General features: G+C 31.6%; 12 protein-coding genes. All 12 read left to right on the top strand.

Annotated elements, in window-relative coordinates; genetic code table 11:
* Nucleotides 1-332: 332 nt before the first annotated feature.
* The 12 genes from ACZ49Z_RS14645 to ACZ49Z_RS14590 all read left to right on the top strand — a co-directional run bounded on the left by ACZ49Z_RS14645 (nucleotide 333) and on the right by ACZ49Z_RS14590 (nucleotide 17,399).
* Nucleotides 333-659: a helix-turn-helix domain-containing protein gene (locus tag ACZ49Z_RS14645; RefSeq protein ID WP_464305046.1), complete on the top strand. Its 327-nt coding sequence runs from the start codon at nucleotides 333-335 to the stop codon at nucleotides 657-659.
* Nucleotides 656-3,649 carry an Eco57I restriction-modification methylase domain-containing protein gene (locus ACZ49Z_RS14640; RefSeq protein WP_464305045.1) on the top strand — a complete coding sequence of 998 codons (2,994 nt, stop codon included), beginning with the start codon at nucleotides 656-658 and terminating at the stop codon, nucleotides 3,647-3,649. Before ACZ49Z_RS14645 ends, ACZ49Z_RS14640 begins: the two co-directional genes overlap by 4 nt.
* On the top strand, nucleotides 3,636-5,243 hold the full coding sequence (locus ACZ49Z_RS14635) for an Eco57I restriction-modification methylase domain-containing protein (protein WP_464305044.1): 1,608 nt from the start codon (nucleotides 3,636-3,638) through the stop codon (nucleotides 5,241-5,243). Before ACZ49Z_RS14640 ends, ACZ49Z_RS14635 begins: the two co-directional genes overlap by 14 nt.
* Nucleotides 5,244-5,252: 9 nt before the next feature.
* Nucleotides 5,253-6,290: a DUF262 domain-containing protein gene (locus ACZ49Z_RS14630; RefSeq protein WP_464305043.1), complete on the top strand. Its 1,038-nt coding sequence runs from the start codon at nucleotides 5,253-5,255 to the stop codon at nucleotides 6,288-6,290.
* Nucleotides 6,291-6,292: 2 nt separating this feature from the next.
* Complete coding sequence (locus tag ACZ49Z_RS14625; RefSeq protein ID WP_464305042.1) at nucleotides 6,293-7,267, top strand: hypothetical protein; 975 nt, start codon at nucleotides 6,293-6,295, stop codon at nucleotides 7,265-7,267.
* A 17-nt stretch (nucleotides 7,268-7,284) separates the two neighbouring features.
* Nucleotides 7,285-10,269 (top strand): TOTE conflict system archaeo-eukaryotic primase domain-containing protein, encoded by a 2,985-nt coding sequence (locus ACZ49Z_RS14620; RefSeq protein WP_464305041.1) that lies wholly within the window; start codon nucleotides 7,285-7,287, stop codon nucleotides 10,267-10,269.
* Nucleotides 10,270-11,053: 784 nt separating this feature from the next.
* Entirely contained in the window at nucleotides 11,054-11,812 is a 759-nt protein-coding gene (locus ACZ49Z_RS14615) for a hypothetical protein (protein WP_464305040.1), read from the top strand.
* A gap of 301 nt (nucleotides 11,813-12,113) precedes the next feature.
* Complete coding sequence (locus tag ACZ49Z_RS14610; protein ID WP_464305039.1) at nucleotides 12,114-12,701, top strand: hypothetical protein; 588 nt, start codon at nucleotides 12,114-12,116, stop codon at nucleotides 12,699-12,701.
* A gap of 324 nt (nucleotides 12,702-13,025) precedes the next feature.
* Entirely contained in the window at nucleotides 13,026-13,508 is a 483-nt protein-coding gene (locus ACZ49Z_RS14605; RefSeq protein WP_464305038.1) for a hypothetical protein, read from the top strand.
* Between the two features lie 278 nt (nucleotides 13,509-13,786).
* Nucleotides 13,787-14,593: a helix-turn-helix domain-containing protein gene (locus ACZ49Z_RS14600; protein ID WP_464305037.1), complete on the top strand. Its 807-nt coding sequence runs from the start codon at nucleotides 13,787-13,789 to the stop codon at nucleotides 14,591-14,593.
* A gap of 63 nt (nucleotides 14,594-14,656) precedes the next feature.
* Nucleotides 14,657-16,312 carry a serine hydrolase domain-containing protein gene (locus tag ACZ49Z_RS14595; RefSeq protein WP_464305036.1) on the top strand — a complete coding sequence of 552 codons (1,656 nt, stop codon included), beginning with the start codon at nucleotides 14,657-14,659 and terminating at the stop codon, nucleotides 16,310-16,312.
* Nucleotides 16,313-16,568: 256 nt separating this feature from the next.
* The gene (locus ACZ49Z_RS14590; protein ID WP_464305035.1) at nucleotides 16,569-17,399 is read left to right on the top strand and encodes a helix-turn-helix domain-containing protein; all 831 of its coding nucleotides are present in this window, start codon (nucleotides 16,569-16,571) and stop codon (nucleotides 17,397-17,399) included.
* Nucleotides 17,400-17,491: the final 92 nt, after the last annotated feature.

Raw genomic sequence — 17,491 nt, 5'->3', positions numbered from 1 at the left:
ATGCCTAAAGTAAGTTAAACATACATAAGAAAATTTGATGATTTGTAAGGTGAAAAATGATATTTTTGAAAAACGAACTTTGGTATTTTGAAAAAACTTACGGACTGATTCTGGCAACACTCTGACTAACCTGAATGTTTTATTTTTTCCCACCGCACATTTAAAAAATAATTTTAGCCAGCCACACATTGGCACATTTGCAAAACCGCACAAGCCGACACACGTCCCAAGTTTTGCAAAAGAGCCAATTTCCCAACGCTCGACAGGAATGTTGAAAATAATTTGAAATAAGTGAAGACAAATCAAAAACCTTTTTCTATTTTTGACACATTATGTCAACAAGAGGTATGTCAACAAAAACAATAGGCGAAAAGCTAAGACACATTCGAGAAGAAAAGGAGCTTCCATTGCGGAAAGTTGCTGCATTACTCGACATTGACGTTGCTATTTTGAGCAAAATGGAGCGTGGAGAACGCAGAATTACAAAAGAAGTAGTTCTGAAACTTGCCAACATATACGAATATAACGCGAACGCCCTTTTGGTTACATTCCTAAGTGACAAGATTTTATATGAAATCCAGGACGAAGATTTAGGAATAGAAGCGTTGAAAGTAGCGGAGGAAAGAGCCAAATATATTAAAGCGAATAAGAAGAAATGACAATAAAGCAACTCATAGAAAAATATAGAGCCGACAGGGATTACTACTTGACAAGCAAATATAATGAAACACTGCTTCGCAGTGATTTCTTAGACCCGTTTTTCGAGTTGCTTGGTTGGGACATTAAAAACAACGCAGGTAAACCAACCAACGAAAGAGAAGTAATTTTGGAAGAAGCACTAAAAGCAAACGCTTCCGAACATTCCAAAAAACCTGATTACACTTTCCGACTTTTTTCTGAAAGAAAATTCTTTTTGGAAGCTAAGAAACCGTGTGTTTCCATTGAATCAAATAATGACACTGCAAAGCAAGTCAGACGATATGGATTTACAGCGAAGTTGAAAATTTCAGTTCTTTCAAACTTTGAATATTTAATCATTTATGACACTTCTGTAAAAGTTGAGAAAGACGATAATCACACAAAGGCACTCGTAAAAAAATATCATTACACAGAATACGAAAGTAAATTTGAAGAAATCAAACAACTTCTTGGAAAGGAATCAGTCTATTCAGGAGCATTTGAAACGGAATGGAAAGAAATTGAAAGTAAAATCAATCAATACTCGATTGACAATTTATTCCTAAATCAAATCAATGAATGGAGAAAAGTCCTCGGTACTGAAATATACAAACACGACCCGAAAATTGATGAGCAACAACTGAATGACATTGTTCAAAGCTATTTAAACAGGGTTTTGTTTCTGCGTGTTTGTGAGGACAGAAATTTAGAAGATTATCAAACACTTTTGAAGTTTGCCAACACAAATGACTTCAAAGCACTCATAAAGAAATTTGAAGAAGCCGACAAACGATATAATTCAGGACTTTTTGACCAGCTTCTAAAAGACAAGATTATTGAAAATATCAGTTCTGTTTTTTGGACGATTATCAAACAATTGTATTATCCCGAAAGCCCTTATTCTTTCAGTGTTTTTTCTTCTGATGTATTAGGAAGCATTTATGAAATTTTCCTTTCTGAGAAACTAAACATTCAAAGCGGTGCAGTTGTTTTAGTAAAGAAACCTGAAAATGTTGACCGTGATATTATCACAACACCGACTTTCATTATAAGCGATATTTTAAGAAATACCGTTTTGAAAAAATGCGAAGGAAAAACAGATAAAGAAATTCTCAAACTCAAATTTGCTGATATTTCTTGCGGTTCAGGTGCATTTTTATTGGAATTATTTCAGTTGCTCAATGATATTTTGATTGACTACTATCTTAAAAATGACAAATCAAAACTCATTCAAACCAATATCAATACCTACAAACTACCATTTGAAATTAAGCGACAACTTTTATTGAATTGTATTTACGGAGTTGACAAAGATTATAATGCGGTTGAAGCAGCGAAATTTGGTTTGCTTCTCAAATTGCTTGAGGGCGAAGATGTAAACTCAACCAACAAAACAAAACCTGTTCTACCCGACCTTTCTGGAAACATATTCTTCGGAAATAGTTTACTGAATCCAGAACAAGTCACCAATAAAAAAGACCAGATAATTATTAATCCATTTGATTTTTCAAAACTTCATTTTGATGTTATCGTAGGTAATCCTCCTTATATGAAATCAGAGGACATGAAGAGGTTTACTCCCTTAGAATTACCACTATATAAGAAATCTGAAAACTATAAAACCTCATACAAACAGTTTGACAAATACTTCCTTTTTCTTGAGCAAGGAATCAACTTATTGACTGATGATGGAATTTTAGGTTATATCATTCCGAGCAAATTTACAAAAGTTGGAGCAGGTAAAAAACTTCGTGAATTACTAGCAGACAAAGAGTATTTACATTCAATCGTTTCATTTGGAGCAAATCAGGTTTTTGCAGATAAAACAACCTACACTTGTTTGTTAATTCTGAATAAGAAACCACAAAAGACTTTCCAATATGCGGAAGTAAGAAGCCTAAAAAATTGGAAAGTAAGAGAACCAGAGTCTGCAAAATATGGCACAAAGAAAACAGATGAATTAAATAGTGATGTTTGGGTGTTAGTTCCACCAGAATTGACTAACGCCTACAATAAAATAATTTCTCAAAGTGTAAAACTTAACGATTTGATTGGAAGCGATAATATATTCAATGGTATCCAGACAAGTGCAAATGATGTTTACATTTTTAACCTAACTAAAGAAGACAAGAAGTATTTCTATTTCACGAAAAAAGGTGTTGATTACAAGATTGAAAAGGAAATAACAAAACCCTACTTTCAAACTTCTACGGGCGAAGATAATTTATACACTTACCGGACATTCAAGCCGAATGCAAGGGTGATTTATCCTTACGAACCTACAAAAACAGGCGTAAATATAATTTCGCTAACAACAATTCAAAAGAAATTTCCTTTAGCTTATGACTATTTGCAAAAGCATAAAACCATTTTAAATAATCCGAAACGTGACATAAGACCTGAGCCAAAAACAAAAAATGAATGGCACAGATACGGCAGACATCAAAGCTTGGATAGTTGTGGACTCCCTTCAAAAATTATTGCTGGTGTTCTTTCTGTTGGCGATAAATACGCAATTGATGTTCACGGAACTTTGATTTCATCTGGTGGAACAGCAGGTTATTGTGTAGTTGCAATTCCAACAACTTCCGATTATTCCATTTATTACATTCAAGCTATTCTCAACTCTAAATATTTGGAATGGTTTAGTGCGTTGTACGGTGAAGTTTTCAGAGGTGGTTACATAGCAAGAGGAACAAAGGTTTTGAAAAATCTACCCATCAGAAAGATTGATTTTTCAGATGCACAACAAAAAGCACTTCACGACAAAATCGTAGAAAGTCAAAAAGAGTTAATCAGCATTTATGGCCAAATAGATGTAAACTTAGGAAATAAAAGAGCTTTAACTCCACTGCAAGGACAATTTGCAAGAGAGAAAACCAACCTAGAAAAGTTATTGGCTAAACTATACGATTTAGGTAGTGAAGATTCATTAATCCCATTAATAAAAGAATTGTATGAAGCTAATTAAAAACGCAACAGCCGAGAAATTGAGAGGTGGGTTTTACACACCCGAGCCAATTGCTGCATTCATTTTGAAATGGGGCATTAATGGAAGTTCTGATTATGAAATTTTAGAGCCGAGTTGTGGCGATGGGGTTTTTCTTGAACAATTGAAAGAAAACAACCATAAATTCAAATCGGTAACAGCCATTGAGTTTGATGAAGTGGAAGCGGATAAAGCCGATAAAATCAAGCTCAATAACAAGAATGTAATCAATACAGATTTTCATTTGTATTGCAATGAAACCACAAAGAAATTTGATTTAGCAGTGGGTAATCCGCCTTACATCCGCTATCAATATTTTCAGGAAGAACAGCAAAATGAAGCTATCAAGGTTTTCAATCGAGCTAAACTAAAATACTCTAAACTTACCAATGCTTGGGTGTCCTTTGTGGTTGGTTCAAGTTTGTTGCTCAAAGAAAAAGGAAAGATAGGTTTTGTAATTCCTGCGGAATTATTGCAAGTATCATATGCTCAACAACTCCGTGAGTTTTTGGCTCATTTCTACAATAAAATCAATATCATTTCTTTTGAGAAGTTAGTTTTTCCTGATATTCAGCAAGAAGTCGTTTTGTTGTTGTGTGAGAAAAACGAAAGCGATTCACACTTAATTGAACATCTTGAATTAAGAGATGCTTCAGACCTTGAAAAGCTTGATGTGAACATCCTAAAAAGTCCAACCAAAAAGATAGATTTTAAATCAAATAAATGGACTTATTACTTTTTAGAACAAGAAGAAATTGATTTTTTAGAGCAAATTGCCAATAAACGAAAAGTTCCTACAATAGGAAATTATGCAAATGTAGAAGTTGGAATTACCACAGGTGCAAATAATTACTTCACCGTTCCTTTACCAGTTGTAGAAGCTTACGACCTGAAAGCATACGCAAAACCAATGGTTGGCAGAAGTGTTCAGGTCAATAGCGTAATTTTTACGGAAAAGGATTGGAAACTAAACAGGCAAACCAAAGCCAAAGCACATTTATTGGTATTTCCAGCCAAAGAGAAAATCAACGGACACAAAGGAGCTAACTCATACATTCGTTTAGGAGAATCAATGGGCGTAAACAAAGGCTACAAAACAGGTATTCGTGATGATTGGTTTGTGATTCCTTCCATCAAACTTTCTGATGCGTTATTTATCCGTAGAAACAACCTTTATCCTCGTTTAATCTTAAACGAAGCAAACGCCTATACAACCGACACAATGCACCGTGTATTTATGAAAAAAGACACGGACAAATATGCTTTCATTGCCAGTTTTTACAATTCCTTGTCTTTGGCTTTTTCTGAAATTGTTGGACGTAGTTATGGAGGTGGTGTATTGGAATTGATGCCAAGCGAAGCAGAAAAAATACTGCTCCCCTACCAAACCTACAATACTGATTTACTTACCGTCATTGACAAAATGATGCGAGAGAAAAAAAGCATTGATGAAGTTTTAAAAATCACCAATAAGCAAATCCTGAAAGACGGTTATGGCTTCACTGACAAAGAAATAAAATTGGCGGATAGCATTTGGAAGAAACTTTCGGCTAGGAGATTAAATAGAAATAAATAGAACTTAAAAATGAAAAGACAACCAACAACACAGCAGATTACTTGGTTTTTAGATTTGTATCGTAATAACCAACTTGATTTAGAACCTCCTTATCAAAGAAAAAGTGTTTGGAGTCCAAAAGATAGAAAATTCTTTTTAGATACAATTTTCCGAAATTACCCAGCCCCACCAATTTTTATTCATAGATCGGTAAACGACCAAGGATATACCAAATATCACGTTGTTGATGGAAAACAAAGATTAGAAACTATACTTTCATTCTTTGAAAACAAAATTTCAATCTCTGCTGACTTTGGCGATGTAAATCTAAATGGAAAAAAATTTAAAGACTTAACACCTGAATATAAAAGAAGGTTTTGGGATTACACATTAGTCGTTGATTTCATTGATTCCATTGATGGAAATAATATAGAAGAAGTATTTGACAGGGTAAATAGAAATGCAAGAAACCTGCTACCTCAAGAACTAAGACACGCTAGGTATAACGGTTGGTTTATAAATTTTATCGAAGAAGAATCAGACAGAGAGTTCTGGTGGGATTATAAAATAAGTACAAGAGGAAGAGACAAAAGAATGAAAAATGTTCAATTTATCTCTGAGCTAATAATGATTATAATTGAGAATAAAATTGTCGGTTTTGACCAAGGCTATATTGATGAAGTTTATGCAAAATATGACGAAATAGAAGAACTTCAAGAATCAGGAGATTTTAACCTTGAAGATTTCACTAATAGACTTAACGAAATAAAGCAATTCATTTTAACTGCGGATAATCATAACGGAGCAATTACAAAATATGCTTCAGGTTCTAATAATAACTATTACACTTTGTGGGCTTATATTCATCTAAATAATCATCAAAACCCTATCGACTTTGCTAACGCTTATGATACGTTTATGGAAAAAGTTTCTAAAGTAAAAGAAATGCAGGATGCTGGGGAAGTTATTGAAGATGATGTTTTAAATTATTCTAACAATTCAAAAGGTGCAGTAACGGATTTGCCACAAAGAAGAGAAAGATTGTTAGCCTTGAGTAATTCTATTTGATTATGAAAATAGTTCAATCGATTCAAGAACTTTATAATACTAACCTACCGTACTTCAAGATTGTAAAGAGTAAGGTTGATGAAATTGTAAAGTCTAATAAAAATGAACGTTGGCACTACGAAAGCAGAATTAAACAGGTTGAAAGTTTTGCAATGAAAGTCGAAATGGGGAGGTTCGATATAACAGAAGTTTTCGAAGACTTATTTGCATCAACAATAGTCGTGAAAAACTTGAGTGAAATTTCTTTAGCAGAAAATTTTATTTCCAAACAATTTAATATCCGATTTAAGAGACCACAGTCAGGAAATTTCACTCATAAAGATTCTTCTTCTTTTCCTTTTGATGATTTAAGGCTTTACGTGTCCCTTAAAGATTTTGATACGGGTGATCTTGCTCCCAATTTGTATGAAATAGTTTTTGAAATTCAGATAAAGACATTCCTGCAACACGCATGGTCAATAGCTACCCACGATTTAATTTACAAATCTGACAAAATTAATTGGGCAAAAGAACGAATTGCTTATCAAGTAAAGGCCGCTTTAGAACATGCAGAAGTTACAATTAGTGGTGTTGAAGAACTTAGTAAAATTTCAGAATTAAAAAAGGTAAACAAAGAAGTAAAAAAGGTAAACCAATTAATTTCAATGATTCTTAATCATTGGAAGCCAGAAGATTTACCATCTGACAGAAGAAGATTGGCTCAAAATATTATTGGGTTTATTGAAGCTATTGGTTTGAGTTTACCTGATTTGAACGAAATATTAGTACTTGAAAAACAACAAGGAAGAGGTACATTAACAAGAAATCTTTCTCCATTCCTTATAGTTGTTCAATCTGTTTTTAATGCTAAACCAGATATAATCAAAGATTATTTGCAAAATGAGAATAACAAAAACAAACAGAAAATATTAATAACATCTGAAATGACAGTTCCTGAATTAGGAGAAGTTTTAGAAAGTAAGATCGTTAGAATTTAAGTCTGATTTGTAAAGTAATGATTGAAAATAATTTCAATAATATAACTCTTTTCCGCTCCCTCTTCAAAGGACGAGAAGATGTGTTTGCTGTTCGTTGGGAAAAAGAAAACAAATCGGGTTATATACCAGCCTATTTTTATGACCCATATCGTTTTCGGGCACATAAAATGAATGGTGGAACATTTCAGAATTTTACTGAAAAGTCTTATTTGAAACTTACAAATGAACAAATCCAAAAGCATTTGGAAGGTTTTCATCATATTGGAATTTATCCCTTACTGCAAGACAATACCACTTGGTTTTTAGCAGCTGATTTTGACAAAACCAATTGGCAAAATGAAGCTATTACTTTTCTAAACGCTTGTAAAGAAAAGGCAATTCCTGCCTACTTGGAGCGTTCCCGTTCAGGAAATGGCGGACACGTTTGGATATTTTTTGACAAACCTTATCCTGCCATAAGAAGTCGAAAAATATTCATTTCGATTTTAGAACAATCGGGTGTTTTTTCAATGTTTGACAAAAGTTCAAGTTTTGACAGATTGTTTCCAAATCAAGATTTTCTTTCAGGAAAAGGTTTCGGGAATCTGATTGCATTGCCACTTTTTAAACCAACTTTTGAAAAAGGGAATAACTGTTTTATCAATCCTGAATCATTTAAACCTATCACTGACCAATGGGACTTCCTGAAAAATATCAAAAGAGTTTCCACAAATCATTTAGACGAACTATATGATGCTTTAAAACCATCAGTACAAACATTGAAATCAGGTATTGAACCTAATATTTCGGTAATAAAAAACGGCAAACTCAGCATTTCTTTAAACAATAATATAAGACTAACCCGAATTGGATTAACACCCACATTGATCAATTTTCTGAAAGAAGAATTGAATTTTGCTAACTCTGAGTTTTTTGTCAAAAAGAAATCAGGTAGAAATACATTTGAAACAGCACGATATTTTAAATTAGTTGAGGAAACGGAAAGTGAAATTTTCATTCCAAGAGGTTTTATCGGAAAGCTTTTACGCTTTTGCAAGGAATCACAAATCGAATTTGAGTTTGTTGATGAAAGAAAACTAAAAGTATCTATTCCTTTTGCGTTCAATGCAGCTTTGCGAAATCATCAACTAGATGTAATTGAAACTGTTTCTAAAAAAGATTTCGGAGTAATAGTTGCCCCACCTGGTTCAGGAAAAACAGTTATTGGCCTAAAAATAATTGCGAATAAAAGACAACCTGCGCTTATTCTTGTACATCGAAAACAATTGCTAGAGCAATGGGCAGAACGGATTGAAGCTTTTTTGGGTATTCCAAAAAGAGATATTGGGGTTATTGGACAAGGAAAATCAAAAATCGGAAAACAAATCACAGTAGCAACAATTCAAAGTTTGCTAAAACAAATAGAATCTGTTCAAAATCAATTCGGAACTATCATTGTGGATGAATGTCATCACGTTCCTGCCGAAACATTCAGAAATTCAATTGAAAAATTACAAGCATATTATTTGTATGGATTGACTGCTACTCCTTTCCGCAAATACAGTGATGGAAAAATGATTTTCACCCATTTAGGAGAAATCATTACCAATATTAAACCAACGGAAATTGAGAATTATAAGCAGGCTAAAATCATTATCCGAAACACAGAATTAGATGTTCCATATAACTCCAAGACAGACAGTTTTGAAACATTATCAAAAATTTTGGTTCACGACACCATCCGAAACAAAGTTATTTTAGAAGATGTAAAAAAAGAACTAAATCAAGGAAAAAAGATAGTTATCATTACCGAACGAAAAGAGCATATTAATACCCTATATTTGTTTTTAAAACAATCGTATGAAACCATTACTCTCAGCGGGGAAGATTCAGAAAATTCTAAAAAATCTAAATGGAAAACATTAGAAGAAGGTAATTTTCAGGTTTTAATTACCACAGGACAATATTTTGGTGAAGGAACAGATTTACAAAATATAAACTGTTTATTTTTGGTCTATCCATTTTCTTTTGAAGGCAAACTAATTCAATATATAGGCAGAGTGCAACGCTCGGAAATAAACCCTACTATTTATGACTACAGAGATTATAGAGTTGAATATCTCAATAAGCTTTTCCTGAAACGCAATACTTATTATCGAAAAATTAACAAGCAAGCAACTTTATTTGATGAACCAAAGGAAGAAATCATTTCTTCAAATAAAATTGTAAATATTGAAAAAACAATCAAAGTTCCAATTGAAGAATTGGAGTTTCATTATGGAAGTGTCACATTTGAATATACTATAGATGAAATGAACACCACACTTGCATTCCAAATTGAAAACATTGAAATAAGACCTGAGTTTGAGGTATTAAAACACTATTTCATCAAAACATTAAAATCGAAGAAGATTACTATAGAACTATTCGCCGAGTTTGAAAACGGAAAATTGGTTTCTCAATTAGCACTATCAACTGATATTGACCATATAAATAAAGAAGTCGTTGAGGGTGTGAAATTTCAATTCTTAAATAAAAGTTTGTTAAGGCAAATCGCATCAAAAAAACAAAACATCCTGACATCTGATGAATTACAAGAGCAGGGAAAAATTTATTCTAATGCAGAGGAGTTGATGAATGAAATTCTCAAAAACAAGCAATACAAACATTCACAGCAAATTCAATATTTAGCAGACAGACACGAAAGTCAAGTAATGAAAATTCGTTTTGTTTTGAACCCATTTTCATTCGTATTTCTGCTTTCAGGAGAACAAAATTATTTTGTTGTTTTGGAAACCTTGGACACAGAAGAAGCAACATATATTTGGCATACTCAAAAAAACAAAGCGTCTCTAATTGAAGAAGTAAAACAAATTGACAACCAACTTAACATTATTAGAGAAAAAGGAAGACAGACATTTTTAGAAAATAATCCTAACAACTTTACAAGAATTATACACGATTATTCAGACAACAAAAAAGGTTTTATAATATGGAAATCAGCAATAGAAGAATTAATCTAAGTCAGCCCACAGGTGTAAGCACATTTGCAATTCGCTCAAACCCAAAATTGCAAAAAAACTTCCACCTTTGCCCTCGAAGAAAAAATTATTTTTTAAAATCCCTTCCCTCTAAAATTTTTAAAACAGCCAACACACAAGCCAGACAAACAGAAAAATGAAACTAAAAAAATGTCAGTTAAAACACAGAAATACAACGATTTGACAATGACGGAAGATATAGGCACATTCACGAATAAAATTTATCAATAAAATAAAGGTTTGAAGCTTCCTTACTTCTGAATTTAACCCCGTTTTTTGAGCAAAAAGCCTTGAAAACGGGGTTTACTATTTTTTTGGAATGATTTGATGGGTACCATATCAAACATTAAAATGTTAATAACATATTTAACTTCACTTTCCTTTGAATATTTGAAAACTTATACTTGAAATTTTGATTTATTGAAGTGTAGAGGTTTTATTGGCTTACTTCTGAATTTGCCGATATAAGATCGGCTAACAATCGCAATCGCGTAGACTGTCCTGCTAGAAATTAACAGGGTGAGTCTCTCAATTTAGCGAAGCGTCATCATGAAATACCAATGAAAAATTAGCACTTCATTTCATACACCACCGAGCTTTTCTACAAACTCAGGACAGGCTCACCCATTCCATATCTACCTTTAGAAAAGACATCGAAAAATTTTTTAGTGTATTTAAAACTGCTATTTTTACTTTACAATAGAATCTAAATTAATGAAACGACGGTTTTTAAACAAACTGACGTTATAGAAGAATTTAATCAAAAATGACTCAAAAACGAATTTTCTTATTTTTTTTAATAATTATTCCATCATTACTTTCAATATATTTAGGAGTTAACGAAGAAACTTTTAATACTAAACATAAAAAAATCAAATCATATTACTATCCATTTGAAAATCTTAAGACTTCAAAAGTTTACCATTTTTTACCCGATAATAAGAAAAAAGATGAATTGTTTTGGGTTTTAAGTTTAATAAAAGATAATAATAAAACTTATCTATTAACCGATTCATATGCAAAGGATTCTTTAGGTAACTTAAATCATATTGAAGTTATCAAAGAAGAAATAAACAACGAAGGAGCATTTGTTAAAGAATATATTGAAATTCAACATGCTAAAAACGGTAATAAATTTAATTCACCAGCCGTTATGGAAAGTGAATGTGTTTTTCTTTGGAATTTAAGGAAAGGAGAAGAGATTATTTGGAAATTTAAAAACGAAAATAAAACTTATCCTGGGTATGATATTGAAACAACAAGAAGAAGAAAATTTAGTGGTGAGAGTTTAACAATAGAATTTGAAAAAAGAAAAATCCCAGCAATTAAATTTAATGATAAGTTTAAAATTTCTTATGTAAAAAAGCTGAATAATCAAAGAGATGATTTTGATTTTACACAAACTAGCTATTATGCGAAAGGAATTGGGCTTTACAAATACACAAGAGTATTTAAGGAAAGCCAAATAACCTATACATTAACTGAGATTTTATCTCATACTGAATGGAAAAAAAATAAAAAATAGAATTATTACCAATCGAGCAGACTTTACCATTAGAAAATAGCAGAGAGATCCTCTCAATTTAGCGAAGTGTTATCATGAAATACAAATAAAAAATTAGCTCTTCATTTTAAACACCACCGAGCCTTTCTACAAGCTCTGGACAAGCTCAACTATTCCATATCCACCTTAGAAAAGCCATCGAAAAATTTTTTGTGTAGCTTAAAACTGCTATTTTTACTTTACAATAGAATCTAAATTAATAAAACGAATGTTTTAAGACAAACTGACGTTAGTGGCAATACAGACGAACAAATAAACAAAAATGAACATTACAATTTCGGACGACAATTCGTCCCTAAAATATATTCAGTCAAACAATTTAATCTTGACTGCACATCACAAAAAAGCAATACGGACAGCATTGATTCATTGCGCTATTGCAATTAGCTTAATAACTTATGACATCGTAACGTTTAATGACTGGAGCTGGAAATCTGGGGTTGAACCTAACGTAACATATTTTAATTTTCATTTAGGACTTGGTATTGGAATAGCGTATTTACTTGGAATACTCGCAAATCTAAGACAACTGAAAACGGACAAATATAAATTTATCTCCGACCTACACGCAACTGCAAAGAGACATTTTAGCATTTCCAACAAACAAATAATGACTATCACCGATGAGTTTATTCGGCTAGACAGCGAGGTTGTTAAATATGAATATAAATGGACTATTATCACAAGTTATATGGTTATCGATAACTTCATTCTTTTACTTAAGGATTCTACTTTTTCTTCCGCAGTTTTAATAGACAAAAAACTCTTAAATGACTCTGACTTAAACGAACTAATGACATATCTAAGTAAAAACAAACCCGAGACCAAAGAATTTCACAAACCAATATAGACCAGACGTACTGGCATTAACAAGGGTGGCTGTCGCACAACTAATAATCTCAGGAAATTCATTACTTTTAAAAAAGTAAGCTCTTTAAAAGGTATTAATAATCAATGATTTACAAATTGGTAATATTGAATAATTTTATGTTTTTTCTAAAATGATAGTTGTGCAACAAGCACAATCTATAACCGCAATTACGGCAGATTCGACTACGTCCGAATTCACTCGAAATTGCTAAGATCAGTGTCAAACCGAAATTTTTGGTATATTTAACCCGTAACTGACGGTTATAGAAGACCGTTAGGCAACTTTACTCAAACAAAACTTAATATGAAACTAAAAGTCACATTCTTCCTATTCTTTTTGTCAAATATTTCATTTGGACAAATAGATGACTCTAATATTAGACTTGAAGTTTTGAGAAAAAACATAATTGGAAAAGAATTTACGTTTGGAAAATGGAACGAAAAAGGAGAAACCGAAACTAGCTTAAAATACTTAGGAATTGTTACAACCAAGAATGGTAAAGTTTACAAAATAATGAATTCCGTGTGGTATTGGGGTATTTCTGGAAGAGCAACTAGTAGAATATTAATTTTTAATGACAAAAATCAATATTTAGGCAACTATTATGTAACAAGTTCAAGTGATTTGCCAACAAAACTTGATAATGGTTTCTTAATATTTGAAAATACTGATAGTGATTGCGACAAAAAAGAAACAACTAAAGTAGATCTTAGAAATGGCATACCGAAAAATTTTTACCGTAAATGCAACAATGAATTCGGGGATATTTATAATTTTGAAGCATAAAAAGTTGCCGTTAACAGCTAAGATTGCGTTACGTACGAAGCACGAACAATGAATTATAATCATTGAACACAAAAACACAAAAACACAAAAACTAAAAGTGAAGTAAAATGTGGTTGAGCCCAGGACAGGCTTACCCATTCCATATCTACCTTTAGAAAAGCCATCGAAAAGTTTTTTAGTGTAGCTTAAAACTGCTATTTTTACTTTACAATAGAATCTAAATTAATAAAAAGGAGTTTTTTAGACAAACTGACGTTAGCAACAGGCTAAAAATAAGAATGAAGAAACTAAAAACAGGCGAATTTTACGGAAAGCATTACCAAAAATCCACTTTTGAAAATATAATAATTACCGATACAGAATATACTCATAGTAAAGTTGATTGGCATTATCACGAAAATCCCTATTTCACCTATCTACTTCAAGGGAAACTCTTTGAATCTAACAAAAAGGAATCCTATTATTTAGAGCCTGGAAGTTTACTGTTTCATAATTGGCAAGACGCACACTACAATATAAAACCGCCAGAATTTACAAGAGGTTTCCATATTGAACTAAATGAAAATTGGTTTTCGACATTTGATATTCAAATGACAGCTTTTGAAGGGAGTATGAATCTAAAGAATCCGATAATAAAAAACGTAATGAATCAGATATTTATTGAAACTAAAATTAATGACATATATTCAAATGTAAGCATTGAGAGTAATTTGATTCAAATATTTAATTCGCTAACTAAAAAAAACAATCATAATTCAAGAAAGCCTACTTGGGTAAACCAACTAAAAGAATTGTTGATTGAAGAACAAACAGATCATTCCTTAAAAAATTTAAGTTCAAAACTAGAAATTCACCCCGTTCATCTATCTAGAGAATTTAATCGGTATTTTGGAACTAGTCTAGGCAATTATATTCGATTGATCAAATTGAACAAAGCGCTTTGTTTGCTTACGTCTAATAAATATTCACTCACAGAAATTTGTTATCAATGTGGTTTTTACGACCAAAGTCATTTCATTACAAACTTTAAGCGAATCTACAAAACAACACCATCTAAACTTTTGAAGAATATTTCGCAACGTTAATTCTATACAATTTTATGCCGTTTTTTAATCTCATCTTTGTAACATATCACAAATTAATCAAAAATGAGAATTAAAAACGTCTTAGTACTACTCTTTCTTTTTTATTCATTTTCAACCTATGCCCAAAATATGGCAGAATATACAAAGGGTTGGGAAGGAAAAATAGAAAACACTAAGACCTTCAGCTTACAGGTAGAAATAGAAAATTTAGGACTTGAAAATGCCAAATTCAAAATTTCTAACAATCAAAATATAATCGATTATCCTTTTGAATCAAAAAGCACTTCAATAGTAGCAATACCTTTTGCTAAAAATCACTCTTTTAAAGGGCAATTATCCGAAAATGGTAAAACTATTAATGGATTTATAAAATCTGGAATGCTTCTTTATCATTTAAAGTTAACTCAAGCCTACAAAAACACTTTTATAGGAACTTGGAATCTATTAATGATTGATGAGTTAAAATCGCTCAATTTTTATTTAAGTATTGAAAATGGAGCAGATAACAATTATCAAGCATATCCCATTTTTGGTGACAATAGATTTACAGGGACTTGGTGCGACGATTTTCAAAAAGAAAATGATTCCATTTCGTTTACCGATTTTAAAACTGGATTACAATTTAAAGGGAAATTACTACCCAATAGTATTCTGCTAGGAATCTTTCTTGGAAAAGAATTAATTACAGAAGTAACACTCAAAAAATCAATAACCGACTGGGAAATTGGTGGTTTCCAAAACGAGAATAAAGTGTCTGTTTTACAACTTACTAAAATGGAATCTTTGATTTCAAAAGATTCATTACCAAACACACATTCTGTTCTAATTTCAAAAAAAGGAAAAATAGTTTACGAAAATTATTTTGATGGTTACAACGCAAATATCCCACACGATATGCGATCAGCATCAAAAAGTATTTCATCTGCAATCGTTGGAATTGCAAGAGATAAATCATTATTTGCAAATGTTGAGCAATCTATTTTCGACTTTTTACCGAATGAATATCAAATCCTAAAAGACACTTTAAAATCAAAAATAGACATTCAGAGTCTTTTAACAATGAGTTCTGGACTAGATGCAGATGATTACACCAGAGCGCGCAAATCGTTGGCGGCTGAAAATAATTACCAACCAACTAAAGATTGGACAGAAACGATTCTGAAAGCGAAAATGATAAACGAACCCAATACATTCGCAAATTATGGTTCGGCAAATCCCTTTTTACTTGGCATTGCAATGGATTCTGTGGTTTCTGAACCCTTGGAATTGTTTATGGACAAATACCTTTTTCAAAAACTTGAAATCTCGCATTATATCCTACAAACAGACTTAAAAGGAAAACCCTATTTTGGAGGAGGAATGTACCTCACACCAAAGGATATGTTGAAATTTGGGGAAATGTATCTCAATAAAGGAAATTGGAAATCCAAACGTATTTTATCTAAAAAATGGGTTGAAAATTCATTTAAAAATTATCGCAATTTAGATAATGTGCCCGACAAAAACGGTTATGGCTATTTATGGTGGCACCACAAATATCAAATAAACGGAAAACAAATAGAATCAATTGAAGCCAGAGGTGCTGGTGGACAATATATTTTTGTTATCCCTAGTAAGAAAATAGTTGTGGTTATTACATCTGGAAATTATAGAAATGGGAAAACACAGCAACCAGAGGAGATTTTTAAAGAATATATTTTACCTAACCTTGAAGAGTAAAAATCCTTTTACCAACGTAGTACTATCCTACTCGTTAAGAACAGGGATAACCTTTCCTTTTAACGAAATAGTATTGTAAAAGAGAATACTCAAAACAAATAAACACTTAAAATTTGATATTTTAAACCAGAAATAAGGAGCTTCTACTCTCTGCAAAAATCACCACGAAAAATTAGTTTTAATAATTCAAATTAATATTTTGAACTTTTAAAAACATTTTTTATCGTTAATTTTACATGATAAATAAATTAAAGCTTTGGAATTACCTCGTTATTTTATAGATCATACCGAACATTTACCTGATGTTTATATTAAAAAATATGAAAGCAAAACAAACGCAACAAAAGAGAAAATCTCTTTAACGCATCATTTAATTAGCTTTGTAATTGAAGGGAAAAAGGAGTTGATGCATTACAACACTTCTCAATCTGTTCCCGAAAAGCACTATATTTTAGCAAAATCTGGTAACTGTTTAATGACAGAACGTTGCTCAACCAATGAAAAATACAGTAGTTTTCTAATTTTCATTAGCAATTCTTTTTTAGAAAGTTTTATTTCAAAACATCAGTCAAATTCTTTTTTTTCTAAAGAATACAAATATGACAACGCCTTTATTACCTTACCGTTTGATGATTTTATAAATTATTATCTTGAGTCTTTTCAAGAAATTATTTCAAGAAAAGACGCTTCTAACGAAATTATTAACTTTAAAACAGAAGAACTACTTCTCTACTTGTTAAATAACAAAAAACTAAAGCTATCACAATTATTTACTATTCAAAAGAATAATCAGTTTAAAAATATCATAGAGAATAATCTCTTTTCCGAATTAAAACTGGAAGAATTTGCCTTTCTGTGCAATATGAGTCTTTCTACTTTCAAAAGGAATTTCTTTAAAACCTATAACACCACGCCAAATAAATGGATTCAAGAACAGAAACTTGAAAAATCTGCCTATTCGCTTAAGTTTGAAAACAAAAACCCAAGCGAAATATATTTTGAATATGGGTTCAAAAGTTTATCGAGTTTCACACAATCTTTCAAGAAGAAATTTGGCATTACTCCAAAGAAATATAAAATCCAATAAATTGAACTTTTAGCAACACTTTCTGAACTTTATTCAACATCAAATCTATAGCATAAATTATAAATTTGTAATGAATTTAAAAATGAAAGTAT

This window comes from Flavobacterium sp. KY-23415, assembly GCF_055384985.1.
The sequence above is the reverse complement of the archived record's forward strand: the minus strand, read 5'-3'. Positions and strand labels throughout refer to the sequence as shown.